The sequence below is a fragment of the Fibrobacter succinogenes genome, assembly GCF_902779965.1.
GTDB lineage: Bacteria > Fibrobacterota > Fibrobacteria > Fibrobacterales > Fibrobacteraceae > Fibrobacter > Fibrobacter succinogenes_F.
The window spans coordinates 143,806-163,638 of record NZ_CACZDK010000017.1; the positions used below are offsets into that span (position 1 = coordinate 143,806).

A 19,833-nucleotide genomic window follows, 5' to 3' on the forward strand; every position below is an offset into this window, starting at 1 on the left:
AAGATCTGCAATGTATGGATTCCCTCCTTCGCTATGCTCCGTCGAGAATGACTTTTTCTCGGAATCACTAGTAACTGAGCCGAAGGCTCTTAGTAACTAACTTCCAACTTCCTACCGTCTACTGTCTACTAGATTTTCGTAAGTATTATGTAATAGAAATAAAACAAAAACCTATATATATGGATAAATTAGACTGAAATTGCAAAAATATTCCTGAAAACGTAATTTTTTGCTACAAATTGTCTTTTTCTTCACACTCTTACGAAAATATTACCGTTTTTTTTGTTATATTTGGCGCATTATGGAAAATGTTGTTATTACAGGTATGGGCTGCGTTTCCTCTCTTGGAAACTCCCCCGAATTATTGTGGCAGAACTTGCTTGCTGGCAAGTCTGGCATTGCTACCATCCAGCGTTTCGACGCCTCCGCTTACACTTCGCGTATAGCAAGTGAAATTCGCGAGTTCGACGCAACGGGCATTTACAGCACAAGAGACCAGTCTAGGTTCTCCCGCTGCATCCAGTATGCCGTCTATTCGGCATTGCAGGCTCTGCGCCAAGCTGGCATTGCTCCGGAAAACGAAAATCCGGAACGCTGCGGTGCGATCATCGGTAGCAGTATCGGTGGCCTTTTGCACTGCTATGAAGCTGCTGTGGCTCTTAGCACTCGTGGTCCGTCCCGCGTTTCTCCGTTCTATATTCCGATGGCAATTGTGAATATGCCGGCCGGTGAAGTTTGCAACCGCATTGGCTGGATGGGTCCGTCTTACACGGTGACATCTGCTTGTGCAACTTCCAACCACTCCATCGCGAACGCTTACGACATGATCCGTCTTGGCCGCTGCGACGTGATGCTCGCTGGTGGTGCCGACGAAACGGTGAACCCGCTCAGCCTCGCTGGCTTTACCAGCATGAAGGCCGTCAGCAAGCGCAACGACGCTCCGGAACAGGCTTCCCGCCCGTTCGACAAGGATCGCGATGGTTTTGTAATTGGTGAAGGTGCTGCAGTTCTCGTGCTCGAAAGCGAATCTCACGCTAAGGCTCGTGGTGCAAAGATTCTTGCCCGCATCGCCGGTGTTGGCGCAAGCTCCGACGCTTACCACATTTCTGCTCCGCGTCCGGATGGCAAGGGTGTTATGCTCGCAATGACCAACGCTATGAAGGAAGCTGGCATCGAACCCAAGGATATTAGCTATATTAATACGCACGGAACTTCGACACCGCTCGGTGACATCGCTGAATGCTCTGCCATCGAAACGCTCTTCAAGCAGTCCTCTGCATCGGCTCTCGAAAACCTCAAGGTCAATTCGACAAAGTCCATGCTCGGCCACTGCCTGGGTGCTGCAGGTGCTCTCGAATCCGTCGTGACTATCATGTCTGTTCTTGACCAGAAGGTCCATGGTACTCTCAACGTGTTCGAGCAGGATCCGGCTATTCACCTTGACGTTTGCGCAAATGGTGCAGTGAACCAGAAGATTGACTACGCTATGAGCAACGGCTTTGGCTTTGGAGGCCAAAATGGAGTTATCATTTTTGCGAGGAATTAATGCGTAAGGCCAATGGTTCTGCTTTTGGCTCTTCCGCTTCTCGAAAAATAAACGCTAAAATTTGTGCGTTTTTGCTTATGCTGTCGCTGGTGTTCCCGGCGGCAGCTTTGTCGTCTCCGGGGGATCCGCTCACGTGGCGCGATTCCACGTGGGATTACCGAAGTGAAGATTCTCTTGATATTCAGCCTGAAATAAAACCATGGAGAATGGCGGGTGTTGCATCCCTGACTTTGATATCCTATGGTGCCGCTTACGGGTTTGTCTTAAAAAAGGGCTGGTGGGACGAAAAGGGGCATGACTTCCATTTCGAAAACGATTTTGACTACGCACTGAATCTCGATAAAATAGGGCATTTTGCCGCAGGCGTTGCCTTTAGTGAGTTTTTCTACGAAGGTTATCGTTGGGCGGGGGCGTCTGAGTTCAGGTCTTATTTGTACGCGGGTCTTTCCGCTTTGGCAACCCATATCGCCATTGATATCAAGGATGGTTTTGCGCCCAAGTGGGGCTTTAGCATTTTCGACGTACTTTCGGGCGGGCTTGGCGGATTCTTGCCGATGGCGGAGCGCTATGTGCCTTTGTTCAAGTACATTGATTTGAAGTGGAGCTATTGGATTAATTCCAACGCCTATTACAACCAAAATCATCAAGCGTCAGATGGCATATTTACGGATGATTACGTGAACCACACGTATTGGCTTTCGGTGAAACCCTACAGGTTGTTGCCGGAAGCGGCTCGCAAGTATTATCCGAGCTGGCTTGCTGTTGCTGTAGGGCTCAGCATTGACGATGGGGTGTTTACGGGATCAAAAAATCCGCATCGTGAAGTTTATATCGCACTTGATTATGATTTGGAAGCGTTCCGCCCGCAGAGTCGCTTGGCTCGCACTATTATCAAGGCGCTGAATTATTTCAAGTTGCCGGCACCGACGATTCAGGTTTATCCTAAATTTAATTGGTATTTGCTGTATCCTATAAAATTTTAGATTTGTGTATGAGGTGAATGATGACAGAAAGAGAAAACTTTAAGTCCCGTTTAGGTTTTATCTTGATTGCCGCTGGTTGTGCCATTGGGCTTGGCAATGTGTGGCGTTTCCCGTTCATTACAGGGCAATACGGTGGTGCCGCTTTTGTTCTGATTTACCTCTTTTTCCTTTTGATTTTTGGATTCCCGATTCTTGTAATGGAATTTGCGGTAGGGCGTTCGTCTCAACGTGGGGTCGGTCGCTCGTTCAAGGTGCTTGAAAAGCCGGGCCACAAGTGGCATTATGCGAGCGTTCCGATGATCGTCGGTAACTACCTCTTGATGATGTTCTATACGACGGTCACGGGCTGGATGCTCTATTATTTTTACCGCATGGTGACGATGGGCGACCTCATGGATATGTCGCCAGCCGAAGTCGGTGCTGAATTTACGAATATGCTCGGCAATGGTCCGCTTCTTTCGTTCTGGATGGTGGTGGCAACATTTGCGGGGCTCTCGATTGTGGCGCTTGGGCTTCAGCGCGGTGTGGAACGCATTACGAAGACGATGATGTCTGCGCTCCTTATCATTATGCTTATCTTGATGATCCGCGTGCTCACGCTCCCGGGCGCGGGCGAAGGTCTTAAGTTCTACTTGCTACCGGACTTTGCGAGACTCAAGGAAGCTGGGCTTGGTGAAGTGGTTTTTGCCGCACTGGGTCAGTCGTTCTTTACGCTTAGCCTTGGTATTGGCTCCATGAGCATTTTCGGAAGTTACATCAAGAAAAAGCATTCGCTTTTGACAGAAGCAGCGCATATTTGTGTGCTCGATACGGGTGTGGCTTTGATTGCTGGGCTTATCATTATTCCGTCTTGCTTTGCGTTTGGACTCAAGCCGGATGCAGGTCCGGGATTGATTTTTGCGACGCTCCCGAATGTGTTTGCGCAGATGCCGGCGGGCCGTGTTTGCGGTGCTGCATTCTTCCTTTTCATGTCGTTTGCGGCACTTTCGACGCTTGTGGCGGTATTCGAAAACATTGTCGCTTACTGGATGGACGTGCGTAACGTGGAACGCCAAAAGGCGGTGAAGTGGAACTTTATTGCGATTGTGATTTTGTCGCTCCCGTGTGCGCTCGGCTTTAATGTGCTTTCTAGCTTTGAACCGCTTGGCCCTGGAAGCTGCGTGCTTGATCTCGAAGACTTTTTGGTTTCGAATACGCTCTTGCCGCTGGGCTCGCTTGTTTTTGTGCTGTTCTGCAACTCGCGCTATGGTTGGGGGCAGTTCAAGTTTATTGCCGAAGCGAATTTGGGTGTTGGCATGAAGTTCCCGAAGTTAAAGATTTTGCACCTTTACTTCAAGTGGGTTTTGCCGATTATCATTGCCGTGATTTTCGTGCTCGGGTACATGCAGAAGTTTGCCCCGGGCTTGTACAATAAAATATTTGAATAAAGATTGTAAAAATTGAAGTTTTTTACGTAAAAAACGAAGCAAATGTCCTGTTCTTTACGTAAAATTGTGTATAAAGTAATCTATTTTGGCGCTGAAAGAGGTATTTGGATTGCTTTAAAGGCTGTTTTGGATTGCTAAATTGCGTTTTTCCTTGATTTGGGAATGCTGTTTTTGTCAAAAAACTTGAAATTGTACAGTTTTATTACATACAACGTTAAAAATTTACGTAAGAAAAAAATGAAAACTAAATTTTCTTACGTAATTTTTTGCGTTTTTTGAGTTTTGCCTTTAAAAAGTTCGAAAAATACTTTTGCACAAGACTATGGATAAATGAATGTTGCCTGAAAAATCATAAGTTTTTATATTATTTTTGAATAACATTTTTTTGAAAAATTTATGCTTCGCGTACTGTTTCTTGTTCTGTTGCTTGCAGCTTTTACTTTCGCTCAAGACGAAAGCGTTAGCGATTATGATCGTTGGATGCAAGCGAAGGCGCACCGCGATAGCGTCAGGAACGCGGAACGGATTCAGAAGAATTCAGTCCCGTTCGATTTTTTAGTCGGGATGACTCTGAATGTGGGCTTTAAAGTTATCAATAACGAAACGCAGTTGAACCATTACGAAAAGGTGGAACGGATTGTCTTTTTTGAAGGAGCTTTTTTCCAAGTGGGAGCGTCTGTTCAATGGCCTCTGCTGCAATATCATTTGGCGGTAAGGCTTGGCGTGCTGTTTGAATATGCTCCGCTGTTTTTGTCGGAGCCGCTATACGTTGAAGACGGTAAAGGGGGATACAAGCGTGTTACTGATGGAGGCTTGTCGCAGGGGCGGATTGCGTTCCCGATTCTTTTTGCAGTGAAGCCTCGCTCTAGTTTTGTATCGTTCGAGTTTGGCCCTCAGATTTCCATACCGCTTTTCGATAATCTGGAGTTAGATGGTGCACGCGATAGGGAACTGGACTCGTCTATGGAATTTAGTATGCTTTTGGGCGTGGGTTTCCGCGTCAATGAACGAATCTATTTAGACTTGCTTTTGGATGCCAAGTTCTATCACAAGTATAATGAACGCTTTGCAGATGGTTTGGCCCATTGGTCTTCGGTCGCTATCAAGGCGGGCGTGACGTTTAACCCGTTCTAAATATATCACAAGATTTTTAAATCAGTGGCGGAGCGGTTTGAGTATGTCTTGTGTGTAAATGTTATTTACAATTAGATGGCTTGATTGCGTCGTAGCAGGTTCTATTGCGAAAACTAGATAAAGAATCGGAGTCATCGTATTCAAATTTAGTGGTTATGTTCAACGTATCCGTACGATGGTATTGGTCTGTGTACACTAACTTCCAAGAAATAGTCGTATCTTGGAATGATTTAAGAGTGCCATTGAAAAATTGGAGTCTCTTGTCGTCAAGTTGTTCGGGAAGAGACTTTCTATAGATAAGAGAATAATGTGAACTCATAGTGTACTGATCACGAGAACCTTGAACAGAGCACATCTCTTGATCGGAATCATTCCTATCAATGTATGCATCATACCCTAATATCTCATCTTTTCGATTTTTCCATGAAAATCCCGAAAGACCAATAACCTCAAGATTGTAATTGGATCTAAATTCAAAAATTTGAGAGCACCGCTTGCCGGATAGCTTGGAAAGTGCTTTTGCTACGGCATCTCTATCGAGTTTAGGGATTTCTGCAATTGGAGTGTAGTGGACTAGTGCATTTTTTCCAAAGTTTATATCTATATAAGTTGTATCGTAAATGATTTTTTTGTGACTGGAGCGTTTTTTAAACTTATCCCCAAATATTTCAAGACGAATATCATCCCTTACGCCAAATGAGTAGTTATGCCGTTCGATATGATTGCAGGAAAAAGTCGATTTACCAATCTTACAGTCTGACGTATCCCAAACTGTCGTATCTTTGTTAAAATTAAGAGCTCGATATCGTGTTAAAGGTTTGTGTATTATTTGCTCGAGGATTGTATCATTTAGAGAAATGAGTTCGAGTTTACTTGCCGAGTTATCGGTTTGAATAGCCGAATTTTCGTTAGTAGTGTCAGTAACGTTTGTTTGGCTGATGACTTTGTAGCTAGTGTATGAAAACAAGATTGCAATGCAAACCAGCCCGAAAAACAACAATTTTATTTTCATTCCAATACTCAGCGAATAAAGTGTTGATCCTCAGCCACAAAATACAAAAATGGATATAAGAAAATCGGTCAAGATTGGCGTGACGTTTAACCCGCTTTAGTTATGTATCACGAAAATATAATTTTGTAGATTCCGGCAGCAGCGAAACAGAGCAGGATTCCGGCGTAGATTCCACCGAGCAAGTCGTCCGCCATCACGCCCCAGGCTCCCGGAAATTTTTCAAATCGATGAATGCCGAGCGGTTTCAGGATGTCGAAGAAGCGAAACAGCCCGAATGCAATTGCTAGGAACCATGGATGAAGGACTATTAAATTTGTCGGAAAGAATGCGAGTGCCATGAAAATCCCGCACACTTCGTCAATGACAATCCAGCCGGGATCTTCGGTGCCGGTATCTTTCATCGCTTTTTTCACGAAGGGGATGGCCGCAAAAAAGACAAAAAGGGCGGCAGCAAGAAAGAACAAATTGATTAGAAGTCCACATTCTGTTTCGCCTATATGAAGAGGGACAAACAGTCTTTCCTTTCCGTTGAATAGATGGTCGGCTAGAACTGCCATGGGGTAGGCGACAATTGCTGCGGCTAGGCTTCCCATGGTGCCGGGAGCTTTCGGTGACATCCCCGAGCCGAAAAACGTCACGACGAGTGTGGTGAACCAGTCCGTCTTGCGCCATTCGTGCGGAACGCGCTTCTTGCCATATTTTTCTTTAAGTTCTTGTTTGTTCATGATGAAGTGGTTGGTAAACAGTGGTTAGTGATTAGGGGGAATGGTCGTTAGTCGTTGGTTTTTAGGCTATGGGGTATGGGCTATGGGCTCGTGGGCTATGGGCACGGAGCTAAAGCTCCTATGAGGTCGCTTCGCTTTGAGGTTGCCTTGCTTTGCAAGGCATTGAGCTCTTCTTATTACAATTGCCCATACCCCAGAGGCACAACGTGCCGACCTCACACCTCATCCCCCTTCCTCCGGCGGCCACGGTGCTTCGGCGAGTTCCTTTTCTTTGGCTTCGGCGTCGGCGCGTTTTTCGTGCCAGCGTTCAAGCTGTTCCTTGAATGCGGCGCGGAGGCGTTCCATGCCGATGTTCTCCTTGGCGCTGATTTGGATGGCGTCCGGGTAGTTTTGCAAGAGTTCCGTGCGGCGCGCTTCATCGGCGACTTCGACCTTGTTGAACACGCGGAGGCGAGGCGTGTCCTTGTCGATGATGCTTTCCAGCGTCTTGTGCGTGACTTCCAGATGCTCGCGGTAATCCGGGGCGCTCCCATCGACGACTTCCAGGATGCAGTCCGCGTGGGCGGCCACGCCAAGCGTGCTCTTGAACGTTTCGATCAAGTTGTGGGGGAGCTTGCGGATGAATCCGACGGTATCGGAGAGGATGATGTTTTCGCCATCGAGGTATAGCTTTCGCGTGGTGCTGTCCAGCGTTGCAAAGAGTTTGTCTTCAACATACACATCGGCGCCTGTCAAGCGGTTCGTAAGTGTGGACTTGCCGGCGTTCGTGTAACCGACGATGCCCACTTGGAAAATGTCTGTGCGTTTGTCGGCTTGCTGCTCGCGGGCATCTTCGATTTTCTCCAGCTTTTTCTTGAGTTCCTGGATGCGCTTGCGGATCATGCGGCGGTCCGTTTCGAGCTGTGTTTCGCCCGGCCCCTTGGTGCCGATGCCGCCATTGTGCTGGCGGCAAAGGTGCGTCCACGCACCGGTGAGACGCGGCATCATGTATTGCAATTGCGCCACTTCCACCATCAAGCGGCTTTCGGCGGTCACGGCGTGCTTCGCGAATATGTCGAGGATAAGCCCCGTGCGGTCGAGAACCTTGATTCCCGGCATTCGTTCTTCGAGATTGCGCACTTGCGAACCGGAAAGGTCATCGTCAAAGACGACCATCTTCGCGTTGTCTTCTTCGAGCGCGCGCTTGACTTCGTTCACTTTGCCTTCGCCAATGAGCGTTGCCGGGCTGAAGTTCTGCACGCGCTGCAAAAAGCTGCGCGTAACAAATGCCCCCGCTGTTTCTGCGAGTCGCCCCAATTCTGCGAGCTGCTCGCCTGCAAGCCAAGAACGAATTTTGGGTGTGGCGATTCCCACTAGAATGCAGCGTTCTTGTTCCTTCTTGTTCTCGACGGGATTGATGCCTTTTTTTCTCGGTTCTTCCATATATACATGTATGTAATAAATTGTGTTAATAATATATCAAAAAATTAAATGAGCCTTTGGCGGCAAGAGTGTTTCTTCGCACTTTCTATAAAGAATCAATGTAATTGTAAGTTTACTTTTGAACAAACTGTTGAGAAAATCTCAATGACTTTTAAAACGTTATTTAAAACTTTTTGAAAAAAATGAACCAATGGATATATTTATTTGTGTACAAATTTCTTATTTGTAATCTTTCTTTAAACGTGGGCTTTATCACTTTTAAAATTATATACTAAATTTGAAGGCTCAAAATAGGACGAGTGAGTATGAGGAAAAATATTTGCCTTGGATTGGGGGCTACGCTTGCATTTGCTGTAAGCGTGTATGCTCAAGAATATAAAATCAATAAAGTCGGAAGCAATGATGAACAGTCGTTCAATATTTTGCTGAATCAAATTGCAGTAACACAAGCTGCTGCTGGTTCCTGGCTTGATATTTCGCCTGTTGTTCCTGAGGGGAAAGTTTTTAAGGGCTTTACCGTCTATGACGAATATGGAATGTTTCCGAACCAGCAACGTGTTTCGACAACAACGAAAGAAGATACACGATTTTTGATGCCGAATCATGATGTTTACGTGAAGGCAACGTATGAATCATTGCGTTATTCTCTTGTTGTAAATAGTACAGATAACGGAAATGTTTTGATTTCGTTTAACGACCGCACTCGTGACCGTACAAAACCGGGAACGAAGGTGACTGTGACGCCAAATCCGTCGGACGGCTATACGGTTGAATCTATTGTTGTTTGCAAAAAACAAGACGCAAATGTATCGGTTGAATGTGTTAAGGATACGGACCGTACCGACGGAAGTTGCTCTTTTGATATGCCGAATTTTGACGTTCTGGTTTCGGCGAATTTCGTATCGCTTGCTGAACTTTCCAGTTCTAGCGCGGTGCTTGTATCTAGCAGTTCTCAGGAACCTTTGTCGAGTTCCAGTATTGTAGAGTCTAGTTCTAGCGTTGCTCCTGTCTCGAGTTCTGCTGTTGAATCTAGCTCCAGCGCTGTGGCGCCTGAGTCTTCTAGCAGCGCAGTTCCTTCATCGAGCAGCGTGGTTGCTTCGAGTTCCAGTGCCGTACAATCTAGCTCCAGCGAGACACCCGCATCTTCGAGCAGCGTGTTTGTATCAAGCTCTAGCGCAGTTCCTTCATCGAGCAGCGTGGTTGCTTCGAGTTCCAGTGCGGCGGTTTCGTCTTCTAGCGCTAAGCCCGCATCTTCGAGCAGCGTAAAAGTTTCAAGCTCCAGTGCGAAACCCGTTTCTTCGAGCAGTGCAAAGGCTGCCTCAAGTTCTAGCAAAAAGGCTTCTTCCTCTAGCGCAAAACCGGCCAGTTCTTCTTCCAAGCCGACCTCTAGCAGCGCCAAGTCTTCTTCTAGCATTGCAGATGTTGTTGTAGAAGCAGTGGCAACTGAAGAAGATTTGCCGAGTTGCACTGTAAAGCGCGAAAACATGACGTATTACGTTTCGACTCTTAAGGCTGTCTTTGTTTGCAAGGGCAGAATGTGGAACCGCTATAATCCGGGTCCGAATGCTCTCCCGATTGTTGCTTTTACGCCGAAGTTCTCTGCCGTTGTCAAAGGCCGCAGTCTGCAAGTCACCGGTGCGAAGGTTGGCGCTAATGTGGGCTTGTTCGATTTGCAGGGTCGTGTGATTTACAACGGACGCGCTGAATCGGCAAACTTCTCGATGAATGTGCCTCAGAGCGGTTCGTTCTTGCTCCGAGTTGGAACTCAGCAGAAAATTGTGAACATTCACTAATTTGCGTTAGATATATCGTTTCTTAAAACATTATATCGTTCCTTAAAAATCACCCTGGCCGCTGTGGCCGGGGTTCCTTTTTTATGGCTTTTATCTTTTTTTATGAGAAAATGAGTTGAATTTTTTTTATGCGCTCGATTATTATGTAAATTGAATTTTATGATCAAGGGTTCGGTTAATAAACTTCTTCTTTGTGGTTTTATTGTGAGTACGGCGTTGTTGCTGTATTGTTTGAATGAATCTGATTTTTATTATATCTATTCGACGAAATCACAAGAATTTGCAATCGCTTATCGTTTACCATCGTTGCATAACGTGAAGGTGCCGGCTTCGCCCGATTCTTCGTGGACTGAAGAGGAATGGAAAAAGCACGAAAAAAAGTTGGAAAAAGATATCTTTATCCGTTTTCTTGATTTAACTGGAGAAAGAAGTAAAGTTTATTCGTATCATCAGGATTCGAAAGATTCTTTAAAAAGTGAAATGACTTTATGTACTGAGGATTCTATTGTCGGATTTGTTCCTCGCTGCGTTACAAAAAAAATTCCAAGTAGGGTTCTTGATTCTTATTTGAGTGATTATCATCTAGAACTCTGTGAAATTCCTAGCGTTCGAAAAGTAAATTGGGCGAAAAATTTAATTGGATGTTTCTGGGATTATCCGAATCCGTTTGGGTTTGGTGTGGAACGAGTTATTGTTGAAGCTTTATCTGACAATTCCTGCATGAACTTTATTCACATTGAAGTGGGCAATTACAATAATTACATGGTGAAGCGTCTCTTAAAGACTTTTTATGAGTTGAGAGATGAAATGGAAGACGCGTGGTAATTTTATTTTTCTATCTTTGCCCCCGTCAGGGCCTATCATCCAGGTAGGTTCCTAGTCCGGCACGCTATAAGAGCCTGCCGATAAAGGATATAAAATGGCAAAGAAAGTCCAGGATGCCCTCAAGGACATCATCTCCCTCTGCAAACGCCGCGGCTTCATTTTCCCCGGCTCCGAAATTTACGACGGCCTCGCCAATACTTGGGACTACGGTCCGTATGGCGTAGAACTCAAGCGCAACATTAAGAATCTCTGGTGGAAGAAGTTCGTCACCAGCCGCCACGATGTGCTTGGTCTCGATAGCTCTATTCTTTTGAACCCCCGCGTTTGGAAGGCTTCTGGCCACGTGGGTAACTTCTCTGACCCGCTCGTGGACTGCCTCGCTTGCCACGAACGTTTCCGCGCTGACCAGCTCCTCGAAGAAAAGCTCGGCGAAGGCTGCTGCGCTGGTAAGAATTTTGATGAAGTTCACCAGATGATGGTGGACAACAAGATCGAATGCCCGACTTGCGGCAAGACCGATTGGACAAAGCCGCGTGCTTTCAACCTCATGTTCCAGACTGAAATTGGTGTGATTGAAGGCGAAGGCAATAAGGTTTATCTTCGTCCGGAAACCGCTCAGGGTATCTTCGTGGACTTCCGCAACATCGTTGACAATGTCCGTCCGCGCATCCCGTTCGGTGTAGGCCAGATCGGTAAGTCTTTCCGTAACGAAATTACTCCGGGTAACTTCATCTTCCGTACTCGCGAATTCGAACAGATGGAACTTGAATTCTTCTGCGAACCGGGTACTGAACTCGACTGGTACAACTTCTGGCGTAAGTACTGCTTCGAATGGCTCGTGAACGATCTCGGCGTGAAGCGTGAAAAGCTCCGCCTTCGCGAACATGCCAAGGAAGAACTTTCTCACTACTCCAACGGCACCACCGACGTCGAATACGAATTCCCGTTCGGCTGGGGCGAACTCTGGGGTATCGCTTCTCGTACGAACTACGACCTCACGCAGCACCAGAACGAATCCAAGGTCAAGCAGGAATACATCGACCCGGTCCAGAACAAGCGCTACATCCCGTACGTTGTTGAACCGTCTCTCGGTGTGGAACGTTTGCTCCTCGTGCTTCTCTGCAACGCTTATGAAGTCGAAAAGCTCGAAAACGACGAACGCACTGTGCTCCACTTCGATCCGAAGGTTGCTCCGGTCAAGGTCGCCGTGCTCCCGCTCGTGAAGAAGGGCAAGGTCAAGGAAAAGGCCGAAGAACTTTACCAGAAACTCCTCAACCGTTGGAACGTGGAATACGACGAAACGCAGTCCATCGGTAAGCGTTACCGCCGTCAGGACGAACTCGGCACGCCGTTCTGCGTGACCGTTGACTTCGACACTGTTGGCGAGGGTGAATCCGATCCGGCAAAGCTCGGCTACGTGACGGTTCGCGAACGCGACTCCATGAAGCAGGAACTCGTCGCTATCGATAACCTCGAAGCTTACCTCTTCGAAAAGCTCGGCTGCTAAGCGCGGCGATGCCGCGCAGTGGTTAGTGGCTAGTGATTAGTGGTTAGAATTTATAATCGCGGCGGAGCCGCCCTGTTTACTAATTACTGAAAAGAATCCGTTCGCGGGTTCTTTTTTTATTTGTGTGTAAAATAAAAGTTGCTGAATTTTAGTTCTGTTTGACTCAAAGTAATGTAAATCTAAGAATAGAAATAAAAAGATATGCAAACTCTTATAGTGATAATGTGGCTTTAGGTTTTTCAATGAGGTGCGCTTATGAATAAGAAAATCTTGACTCTTGCATTATCTTCCTTTTTATTTGTCGCTTGTGGCGAATCTTCTAATGCAAGCGACTCGTTTAATGCAAATTCTGTTGAAGCTGGTAATTCTAGTTCGTCTGAAAAAGATTTAGTTCTTGATGACTCGGTACTTTTGGAGTGTGAAAAATCTTTGCCAAGTCCTTTTGGTGATGATTTGACTAAATCTCAAAAAACGTCGAAAGATACAGTTTGTTTCTATGAAGACTTTGTTGTAAAAGATACCATTTGTTGTTTTGGTGAAGTAGGTACGTATCTGTTGAAAGGCGAAAATGGCAAATTTATAAATGTAAGTTCAGATTTTGGGATTGCTTTCAAATATGATACGTTGTTCGCTTCAATTGAACCATCCACAGTTCATCGCTGTATGGCTACTGTCGGAAATGAACGTTATAGGGCTGTCAAAATAGGTTCACAGACTTGGCTTTCTGAAAATGCTGGGGGAGAGGGACGTTGCTTAAATGATGACGACGAAAATTGCAAGTTGTTTGGTTCGTTGAAGCCTTATGATGAAGCGGAAAAAATTTGTTCTGGGGATTATCGTTTGCCAACAAGTGTTGATGTCGAAAAATTGATGCAATCTGTAGGCGCCAAAGTTGAAATTTCATATACTAGGGATATATGTGGTGAAATTCCTAGTGAAACACGTTATTACGATGTCCCTTTATTTGTAGATACTCAAGATTCTTCAAAAAATGATAATATCTATGAATTTTCATTCAAAGTGGAAGGCGGAACATATGATCATAATTTTGAAGGTAAACAAGCCTATTTGACTGATAAAACATGCTTCTTTTTACAATCTGACGAAAAAAACAATTTTCGGATGGCGTTTTGCTATGATGTCAAGAAAAAATATGCTGTTGTAACAGAGATTGCAAAAGATGCTGAAGTTTATGTACGTTGCATCATGAAATAGTTCCTTTTTTGAATAATTTCTACTGAAATTTTTTATTTTGTATTACATAGGAGGATTCTTATGTATTACTTGATGCTTTTGCTTGCGATTGTCTGCGAAACGGCGGGCACGACTCTGCTAAAAATGTCGGAAGAGTTTACGCGCGTTGTTCCGAGCGTTGCGTCGCTCATCTGCTATGTGGCATCGCTTTATTTCTTGAGTGTATGCCTCAAGGTGATTCCTGTGGCTGTTGCGTATGCGACTTGGTCTGCGCTGGGGGTTGCCTTAATTACTATAATTGGTATTGTTGTGTTTAAGCAGGTGCCCGATATTGGAGCTTACGTAGGCTTGCTGCTGATTGTATCGGGCGTCGTGGTGCTAAACCTGTTTTCAAAAATGGATGTGCATTGATGAAAAAATTAATGTTGCTGGCTGTTGTTGGTGTGTCTGCGTTTGTCGCTTGCACGGATGAAAATTCTTCTCAGGTATGGATTTCTGCGGAATTGTCATCAAGCGATAATGCAGCGCAGTCCTCGTCCAGTATTGAAATCATTGCTGAGTCTTCATCTAGCGTTGGTGAGGAACCGTCGTCCTCTGGCACAGAAAATGTCGAGGAATCCTCGTCAAGTGCGATTGGTGGCGCTGAATCTTCATCGGCGGTTGCAGACACGGTTTGGCATCAGGCAAATTTGACGTGGTACACTTCTTGGCCGGAACCGGGTAGCGAAGAATGCATTGAGTACAATGGCTGCACATGGGCGGGCTATTTTGCTGGCGTTGAAGGCCAAATGACCGAAGAATGGGTGAGTCAACATAACATCATTGCTGTTCACGAAAAAGACTGGAAAAAGTACAAGTTAAAGACATTCCGGTTGCGAATGAATGGCTCGACGATTGATGCTGTTGTTTATGACATGTGCTCCGATAGCGATTGCGATGGCTGCTGCACCGAAAACGCTGGTGATATTGGATTCCTCATAGACATTGAAAAATACACGCGTGAACGTTTTGATGGTAATGGCGATGGCGTTGTCGAATGGACGTGCCTCGATTGCGAATAAAATTGTAAATGCATAAAACAAAATAGCCCAGCGTTGCTGGGCCATTTTTGTATAGCTGTAACCCGCCGTTGGCGGGCTTTCTTTTAATCACATTTTTTAAAGAAGCAGCTGCGAGCGCCTGTGTGGCAAGCAACTTGTGGCCCCTTCATTCGCACTTTGAAAAGCAGAGCGTCGGAATCGCAGTCAGCGGCCCACTCCACGACGGTCATCACGTTTCCGCTCGTGTCGCCCTTGTGCCAGTATTCCTTGCGGCTTCGGCTCCAGAACACCATTTCGCCACATTCGTGTGTGCGGCGGAGGGCTTCTTCGTTCATCCATGCCATCATCAGCACGTCGCCTTTGTCGGCATCTTGGACGATTGCCGGTGCGAGCTTCTCGCCACCGAATTCCACTTCAAACTTTACTTCTTTGATTAAATCTTCAAATTTCATAGTAATTCACTCTTTATTCATCTTGTGTCATTCTGAGCGGACCCTGGAGCCGCAGGCGATAGGGGTAGTCGAAGAATCCAGTGAGTTTTGCTCTGGATCCTTCGGAGCGTCGCTCCTCAGGATGACACATTCGTGTCGCTTCCTACCGCCTACTTCCTACTGCCTACTATCCTCTCACTTGTCCGTTGCCACGAAGAATCCACTTGTAGCTGCAGAGGCTTTCGACACCCATCGGGCCGCGTGCATGCAACTTGTCCGTGGAAATTCCCACTTCGGCACCGAGGCCGTATTCGCCACCGTCTGCAAAGCGTGTGCTGGCGTTCACCATGACGCTGCTGCTGTCGACGTTTGCGACGAAGTAATCTTGCACAGAGGCATCTTCGGCAACGACCGCTTCGGTGTGGCGGCTGCTGTTCTTTTCGATGTGGTCGCAGGCTTCTTCGACGTTATCGACGAACTTGACGCTAGCCTTGAGGGCGAGGTATTCGTGATGGTAGTTGCTGTCATCGCCGATGTCCTTGATGCGGCTGTCATGCGATTGGGCGTCCTTGTTGCCAAAGAGTTCCACGCCGCGGTCGGCGAGGCAATCCAAGAGCTTCTTGACGTTGGCATCATCGATATGGCGGTCGATAATCACGCATTCCATGGCGTTGCACACGCCGGTGCGCTGCGTCTTGGCGTTAATCAAGATGTTTACTGCTTTTTCCATGTCGGCAGACTTATCGACATACACGTGGCAAATGCCGTTGAAGTGCTTGATGACAGGAATCTTGCTCTGTTCCACGACGGCGCGGATCAAGCGTTCGCCACCGCGGGGAATCACGAGGTCGAGGCAATCGTTACGCTGCAAAAGCATGCCCACGAGGTCGTGGCTCGTTTCAGTCACGAGCTGTACAGCGTCCTTGTCAACACCGTTTTCTTCAAGAGCCTGGTGGAAAATCCCGGCGAGGCATTTTGCGGAGTTGAGCGATTCCTTGCCGCCACGGAGAATCACGGCATTGCCCGCCTTAAAGCAAAGGCAAGCACCATCAATCGTCACGTTCGGGCGGCTTTCAAAAATAAAGAACACAGAACCTATCGGCACGGCGACACGGCTAATCTTGATGCCGTTCTTGAGTTCACGGGATTCAAGAACACGACCCAGCGGGTCGGTAAATGCGGCGATTTCTTCGGCGCCCTTGGCCATCGATTCGATGCGGGCGTCGTTCAAAGTCAAGCGATCCATTTTGGAATCGTCCAGTTTGCCGGCGGCGGCTTCGAGGTCGAGCTTGTTGGCGGCGAGAATTTCCGGCTTCTTTGCGCGGAGAATTTCTGCAACACGTGCGAGCACGGCGGAGCGCTTTTCGGCGCTCAAAGTACGGAGTTTCTTGCTCGCGTTCTTTGCGTTGTTGGCGAGCTCGTCAGAGTATTTTTCCAAATTAACGTTATTCTGTGTCATAAACGCAAATATAGAAATTTAATAAGTTCAGCACTGGATCCTTCGTCCCTTCGGTCCTCAGGATGACGGATTGTAAAAGTATTGCACTGGATCCTTCGTTCCTCAGGATGACGGATTGCAACGAAAAAGTCCCGCGCTAGGCGGGACTCTTGTAATTACGTTTGAACTGTGTCGAACCAATTACAGCAAGTTCACGATAGCCGTGAACAGCGCATCCGAAAGTGCGTTTGTTTCCAAACCTTCAATCACGCTGAACTGGTTGAACATAATCTGGCCATTGCCAAACGGCACAAGCTGCAAGTCCACACCCGTCTTGATTTCGCCATCCTTGAGCGTTACAGAGCGTGCGTAAACCTTTGCGCCTGCGAGCTCGTTCAACGAAATGCCCGGCATTGCCGATGCGGAATTGTGGTCGAGAACGCCGTTGCCGCCGAACACAGCGAGGAGCGGGGAGTCCTTCGGCAAATAGTGCAAGCTGAATTCGTTTGCGCCAGTTGTCCAGTGCGCTTCGATGTTGTGTTCAAAATGATGACTCTGGTTCAAAAGATCAATATCTTCAGTCGTCATATCAGAGAGCAACAGAGTCTTGCCGCCGTTCTTCGTCACATCGATGATCTTGTCCAAAATTTCATCCGGCCAAGAACTCAAGTTTGCAGTGAAGATAATTTGTTCAGAACCATCCAAAGCGGCAAGGGCATCGCTCGATTCGTCATAGTTATCGAGGAAGCAGACCTTGTCCATGGCTTCCTTCACATCCGTCTGTTCGATGACAATCAAGTCTTCGAAGCTGGAGTGGATTTCCTTGCCGTTGTCCTTGAGCGTGAGCTTTATCTTGTACATGCCCGTCGTGCGCGGAGCCATGAGCGTGCAAATGCCAAGCTGCGTAAGGGTTTTCTTGTCGGCCGGTTCTTCTGGGAGAACCTTCTGCGTGTTGAGCTCCTTGTCCTTGCTGTCAAGAAGCGTCACTTCGATTTCCACATCTTCCAAGCGACTGTTGTTCAAAAGCGTAAGCTGGAAGCTGACTTCGCTCTGCGGAGCAACGACATGTTCCAATTCGCTAATGAGCACGCGGCTCGGGGCCGTGATTTCGCGGGCAAAATTCTGCAAGCCCTTGGACTTTCTGTTTTCGTCCGTGATGCCGCTAAAGTCGGTTCCGTTGTCGGCCCACTGGTCCAAGAAGAAACCGGAAATCTGCGGGTTGCTCTGGAATGCCGTAATCTGGTCGTACTTGCTTTTGAGTGCGATACGGTAAACATCGGCATTGAACGATTCGAAGTTCGGCCAAATCGAAAGCTTGCTGTCGGTAACAAACATTTCAACAGACTTGAATTCGTTCTTGATGGCCTTCTGGCTCTTGATGCTGCGAGGACCTGCAATGGTGGTTGCTCGTTTCGGGAAGAGCGTGTTGTTCTTGAGCGTGACGAGAACCTTGTTTTCGACATCGTTCAAAACAGGTTCTTCTTCGTCTTGGAAGTGGCTGTCGCCAAGGCCCGTGTCCGGGACCGTGAGTTCCAAGTCTTCCTTGTCGAACATGTGGGCGAGGTAGTGCGTGTAAGCGGCACTCGGGTTTTCACGCGGGTTCACGCGCATCGTGGCGTACTGCGAAATGCGGTCGATAGAAACCGGGATGATTTTACCCGTATCCTTGTGGAAGTTCGCTTCGTTGTCGAGATAAATACTGTTGAAGTTGCTGATTGCCGGGCGGCACGTGTCAATCGGGCTAATCGCATTCAAAAGCTTGTTACCGTTCTGGAGCATGAACGTTCCGTTTTCTGAACCAAGAATCCAGGCGGCGATACACGGATGGTTGTGCTGGTCGCGCACCATGTCGTTAATCAGCTTCTTCGTGATTTCAAGACCCTGAGCGGTAGAACGCATCGTGTGGATCGGGAATTCCTGGAATACGAAAAGACCGATCTTGTCGCAAATATCGAGAGCCGTGCTGCTGAGCGGAGCGCCGCAAGAACGGATGACGTTGAAGCCCGCCGTCTTGACTGCGTTCAAGTCCTTTTCCAAAGCCGGGTTCTGGTCGGTCCAAAGGCCACCTTCGCTCCATTGCTGGTTGTAGCTTACGCCCATGAGCTTCACGATGGAATCGTTGATGTAGTAGTCGCCCTTGAGACAGTCGAACTTGCGGAAACCGAATGTCTTCACGACAGGGAAGGTGTATTCCGGAGCCTTGCCCTTAGCGCCCTTGATTTCGAGCTGCATTTCGATGGCGAACAAGTTCGGATGTTCCGGACTCCAGACGCACTTGTCCCTCTTCCAGTCCTTGATACCGAGCAGGAACTTTTGCGTGGCGTTTTCTTTCTCAAGTTTGATGTCCTTGAAGTATTCGAAAACGTCGCCGTTCGGGTTCTTCATGAGAATGCGCAAGCGAGACTGGTAACCGCGCGGGTTGTTGAAGAACGCTTCGACAGAAACACGCTCTTGGTCCATGTCCGGTTCAACGTGAATATCGGAAATGAACGCCGCGTTACCGAGAATCAAATCGACGTGACCGCAGATACCGCCATACGGATACTGCGACCAGGGGAGACCCACCGGCATTTCGCCCGGATGAGCGTAGCGGTCGTTTGCGCCTTCCTTGCTCTCGCGACCGAAGTCGATACGGCTGTTCGTTGCACCCATGTTTGCCACGCGGATGCAAAGGATGTTTTCTTCGCCGAGCTTAATAGCCTTTTGCGTTTCGACAACAAAGGACGTGTAGGCGCCAAAGTGATCGCCAAGGAGCTTGCCGTTCAACCAAATAGTTGCATGTGTTGCAATCTTTTCAAAACGGAGGAAAATACGCTTCGTGACCTGCTTTTCATCGTCAATCGTGAATCTCTTGAAGTAAAAAGCGCAGTCCTGGGCCATCAAAAGCTTGTCAAATGCTCTTTCCCAAATGTGGGGAACGCTAACAGTCTGAGTTTTTTCAGGATACGTTGCATACCAACGATTGGAGATGCCGGTATCTTCTGTGTCCCAGATCATCTGCCAGTCGCCATCAAGGCTAATAATTTTGCTCATTCGGAGAATCCTTTATAAAATTCCGAAGAAAAGATAGAAATTTAGACGAGAGACGAGAGGCGCGAGACGAGAGGATGCTGCTGAAAACGTCATTCTGAACGAAGCGTAGTGCGTAAGTTTTCTGTAAATCGTCATTCTGAACGAAGTGAAGAATCCAGTAAATTTTTTTCGAATTGATTTAGGAAGGGGAACGCCTTCCCCTGATTTCTGTTTCGACAGGCAATGCCATAGAAAAGGTTGGTGAGCCTAAGCCTGTGCTGAGCTTGCCGAAGTAAACCATCCATCACCCCTTCGCCTAGTGGCGCTGCCCCTAAAACCCTGTT

At 47.3% G+C, this 19,833-nt stretch carries 16 protein-coding genes; 10 read left to right on the forward strand and 6 right to left on the reverse strand.

Annotated elements, in window-relative coordinates; all coding sequences use genetic code 11:
• Positions 1–301 precede the first annotated feature (301 nt).
• From fabF to HUF13_RS09395, 4 genes are all read left to right on the forward strand, one after another.
• The gene (gene fabF / locus HUF13_RS09380) at positions 302–1,546 is read left to right on the forward strand and encodes a beta-ketoacyl-ACP synthase II (RefSeq protein WP_173474874.1); all 1,245 of its coding nucleotides are present in this window, start codon (positions 302–304) and stop codon (positions 1,544–1,546) included.
• Positions 1,546–2,529: a DUF2279 domain-containing protein gene (locus HUF13_RS09385; protein ID WP_173474875.1), complete on the forward strand. Its 984-nt coding sequence runs from the start codon at positions 1,546–1,548 to the stop codon at positions 2,527–2,529. Before fabF ends, HUF13_RS09385 begins: the two co-directional genes overlap by 1 nt.
• Positions 2,530–2,549: 20 nt before the next feature.
• On the forward strand, positions 2,550–3,956 hold the full coding sequence (locus HUF13_RS09390; RefSeq protein WP_173474920.1) for a sodium-dependent transporter: 1,407 nt from the start codon (positions 2,550–2,552) through the stop codon (positions 3,954–3,956).
• 396 nt (positions 3,957–4,352) lie between these two features.
• The gene (locus tag HUF13_RS09395) at positions 4,353–5,090 is read left to right on the forward strand and encodes a hypothetical protein (protein WP_173474876.1); all 738 of its coding nucleotides are present in this window, start codon (positions 4,353–4,355) and stop codon (positions 5,088–5,090) included.
• Between the two features lie 61 nt (positions 5,091–5,151).
• Here the strand turns inward: HUF13_RS09395 and HUF13_RS09400 are convergent, their stop codons facing one another.
• From HUF13_RS09400 to hflX, 3 genes are all read right to left on the reverse strand, one after another.
• Positions 5,152–6,102 carry a hypothetical protein gene (locus HUF13_RS09400; RefSeq protein ID WP_173474877.1) on the reverse strand — a complete coding sequence of 317 codons (951 nt, stop codon included), beginning with the start codon at positions 6,100–6,102 and terminating at the stop codon, positions 5,152–5,154.
• A gap of 107 nt (positions 6,103–6,209) precedes the next feature.
• Entirely contained in the window at positions 6,210–6,827 is a 618-nt protein-coding gene (locus tag HUF13_RS09405) for a phosphatidylglycerophosphatase A (RefSeq protein WP_173474878.1), read from the reverse strand.
• Between the two features lie 222 nt (positions 6,828–7,049).
• Positions 7,050–8,249, reverse strand: coding sequence for a GTPase HflX (gene hflX, locus HUF13_RS09410; protein ID WP_173474879.1), 1,200 nt, complete (start codon positions 8,247–8,249; stop codon positions 7,050–7,052).
• 305 nt (positions 8,250–8,554) lie between these two features.
• Here hflX and HUF13_RS09415 point away from each other — a divergent pair, with 305 nt between their 5' ends.
• From HUF13_RS09415 to HUF13_RS09440, 6 genes are all read left to right on the forward strand, one after another.
• Complete coding sequence (locus HUF13_RS09415) at positions 8,555–10,042, forward strand: hypothetical protein (RefSeq protein WP_173474880.1); 1,488 nt, start codon at positions 8,555–8,557, stop codon at positions 10,040–10,042.
• Between the two features lie 159 nt (positions 10,043–10,201).
• Positions 10,202–10,867: a hypothetical protein gene (locus HUF13_RS09420; RefSeq protein ID WP_173474881.1), complete on the forward strand. Its 666-nt coding sequence runs from the start codon at positions 10,202–10,204 to the stop codon at positions 10,865–10,867.
• 94 nt (positions 10,868–10,961) lie between these two features.
• On the forward strand, positions 10,962–12,374 hold the full coding sequence (locus tag HUF13_RS09425; protein ID WP_173474882.1) for a glycine--tRNA ligase: 1,413 nt from the start codon (positions 10,962–10,964) through the stop codon (positions 12,372–12,374).
• A gap of 255 nt (positions 12,375–12,629) precedes the next feature.
• A complete protein-coding gene (locus HUF13_RS09430) occupies positions 12,630–13,589 on the forward strand; it encodes an FISUMP domain-containing protein (protein ID WP_173474883.1) in 960 nt (319 codons plus the stop codon).
• Between the two features lie 60 nt (positions 13,590–13,649).
• Positions 13,650–13,979: a multidrug efflux SMR transporter gene (locus tag HUF13_RS09435; protein ID WP_173474884.1), complete on the forward strand. Its 330-nt coding sequence runs from the start codon at positions 13,650–13,652 to the stop codon at positions 13,977–13,979.
• On the forward strand, positions 13,979–14,629 hold the full coding sequence (locus HUF13_RS09440; protein WP_304039031.1) for a hypothetical protein: 651 nt from the start codon (positions 13,979–13,981) through the stop codon (positions 14,627–14,629). The genes HUF13_RS09435 and HUF13_RS09440 overlap by 1 nt, the downstream gene beginning before the upstream one ends.
• Positions 14,630–14,712: 83 nt before the next feature.
• Here the strand turns inward: HUF13_RS09440 and hisI are convergent, their stop codons facing one another.
• The 3 genes from hisI to HUF13_RS09455 form a co-directional block, all read right to left on the reverse strand.
• The gene (gene hisI, locus HUF13_RS09445) at positions 14,713–15,060 is read right to left on the reverse strand and encodes a phosphoribosyl-AMP cyclohydrolase (RefSeq protein ID WP_173474885.1); all 348 of its coding nucleotides are present in this window, start codon (positions 15,058–15,060) and stop codon (positions 14,713–14,715) included.
• A gap of 166 nt (positions 15,061–15,226) precedes the next feature.
• Positions 15,227–16,498, reverse strand: a complete 1,272-nt coding sequence (locus HUF13_RS09450; protein WP_173474886.1) for a glutamate-5-semialdehyde dehydrogenase — start codon at positions 16,496–16,498, stop codon at positions 15,227–15,229.
• 180 nt (positions 16,499–16,678) lie between these two features.
• The gene (locus tag HUF13_RS09455) at positions 16,679–19,510 is read right to left on the reverse strand and encodes a sugar-binding domain-containing protein (protein WP_173474887.1); all 2,832 of its coding nucleotides are present in this window, start codon (positions 19,508–19,510) and stop codon (positions 16,679–16,681) included.
• Between the last annotated feature and the right edge of the window lie 323 nt (positions 19,511–19,833).